The following is a 2030-nucleotide window of genomic DNA, read 5'->3' as shown; positions in this document are numbered from 1 at the left end:
TCTACCCATTCCCCCCCAGATGTCAAGCCGGATTTTGTTAAGAAAGATGTGAGTAAGGCATAGCTTCTTAAGGGGGGCTAGGGGGGATCAGTCTTATCTGAACCGTATTGCATTATGTCCTAATTATTCATCTCTCTCTTCTCTGACTCTGCGCCCTCTGCGCTCTCTGCGGTTTAATCGTTCATAAACAACCGTAAATATATAAAATAATACGGAGAATTAAAGTAGTGCTGCAAATAGAAAAGTTAAATAAGTCCTATGGCGAGCGTTCAGTCCTTCAAGATTTAACACTGCACATTCAAGCTGGAGAAATTTACGGTTTGCTCGGCCCAAACGGGGCGGGCAAAACTACAACTATCAATATTTTATGCAATTTGCTAAATGCCGACAGCGGCCAAGTTTCTATTAATGGCGAACCTGTTTCTGACTCTACAAAATCCTTAATCGGTGTAGCGCCTCAAGAAAATTTGCTTTACAAAAGCCTTAGCTGCGAAGAAAATCTCAATTTTTTTGCTCAAATTTACGGCTTAGAGCGCAAACAGCGGCGCTATCAAGTAAGACACTGTTTGAAAGCAGTTAATTTGACAGATAGAGCTACAAGCCCGGTGGAAACTTTGAGCGGAGGAATGCAGCGCCGTTTGAATATTGCGGTGGCTTTGGTACACCAGCCTAAATTAGTAATTTTAGACGAACCGACAACGGGTTTAGATATTGAGGCTCGCTATGAAATTTGGGAGTTAATTCAGCGATTGCAATCGCAAGGAATTACAATTTTGCTAACAACTCACTTGTTGGATGAAGCTGAGCGGCTGTGTCAGAGAATTGGGATTTTAAAGAATGGCAGTATTGTGGCTGAGGGCAGTTTGGAGGAGTTGCGAAAACTGATTCCTGCTCAAGAAATTATCGTGGTAAAAACCGACGAAGAAGCTGAAGTCATCGCCCGCGCTAAACAATACAGTTTCATCCCCCGCCGCTACGGTAGCGATTTAGCTTTTTGGCTGCCGGAACGTTTAGAATTAAAAGAAATTATTTTGCTGTTCGACGGGATTTCTATTGATTCAATCGCTCGGTATCCGGTGCGATTAGAGCATATTTATGTAGAAGTAACTAAACAAACTGTATCCTAATCTGCGTCCATCTGCGTATATCCGCCACCATCTGCGGTCAAAAATTCCAGAGTAATTAACAAGGGCGATTTCTAGATTGTAAAAATATCGTCAACCTTAATGCTGTCTGGCAAACAGGGCAAATAAAATACTGTTAAAAAATATACCCTTATACCCACAGCCTCTCTTGGATATCTAAATTATGTCCTCATGGCAAAGATCCGACTTTTCCGACTTTAAGATCCGACTTTTCCGACTTTACAGAGGCAGGGGCCCGAAGCAAAGATAGAGATAGGGAAAGCCAACCCACGATGTCTAAACAAGCTAACAATTTTACCGCCCGATTGATTGGAGCAGTAAAACTAATAAATTCTTCAGTCCTCATAGCGAGAATTTAAGCTTTGACGCGGGGGTTTCAACAAGAGCCAGACTTAAATGTAAACGATATATCTATAGGATTTCAGCAATTATGAGCGACCAATACATCGAATACATCGGCATCCTCGGAAACACCGTCACCGACGAAAACACCGCCACCGACGAAAACACCGTCACCGACGAAAACACCGGCACCATCGGAAACACCGGCACCGACGAAAACACCGCCACCATCGAAAACACCGCCACCATCGGAAACACCGCCACCATCGAAAACACCGCCACCATCGAAAACACCGACACCATCGGAAACACCGCCACCATCGGAAACACCGACGCCAATCCAACATCGGCAGGAACGGGCACTGGGGATCCGACCACTTGGGGGCTGCCAACTGATGAGCAGCCCACTGATGAGCAGCCCACTGATGAGCCGCCCACTGATGAGCAGCCCACTGATGAGCAGCCCACTGATGAGCAGCCCACTGATGAGCAGCCCACTGATGAGCCGCCCACTGATGAGCAGCCCACTGATGAGCAGCCCAC

The 2030-nt window shown here is 45.7% G+C and carries 2 protein-coding genes; both read left to right on the top strand.

Annotation, left to right across the window (positions count from 1 at the left end):
- Window positions 1–227: 227 nt before the first annotated feature.
- Window positions 228–1127, top strand: a complete 900-nt coding sequence (locus tag QUB04_RS32335; protein ID WP_333290743.1) for an ABC transporter ATP-binding protein — start codon at window positions 228–230, stop codon at window positions 1125–1127.
- Window positions 1128–1575: 448 nt separating this feature from the next.
- Window positions 1576–2030: hypothetical protein (locus QUB04_RS32330; protein WP_445301110.1), on the top strand; the 455-nt coding region annotated here is incomplete at its 3' end.

This window comes from Microcoleus sp. D2_18a_B4 (assembly GCF_036702475.1).
Classification (GTDB): Bacteria; Cyanobacteriota; Cyanobacteriia; order Cyanobacteriales; family Microcoleaceae; genus Microcoleus.
This window is presented reverse-complemented; position numbering and strand designations above follow the sequence as displayed.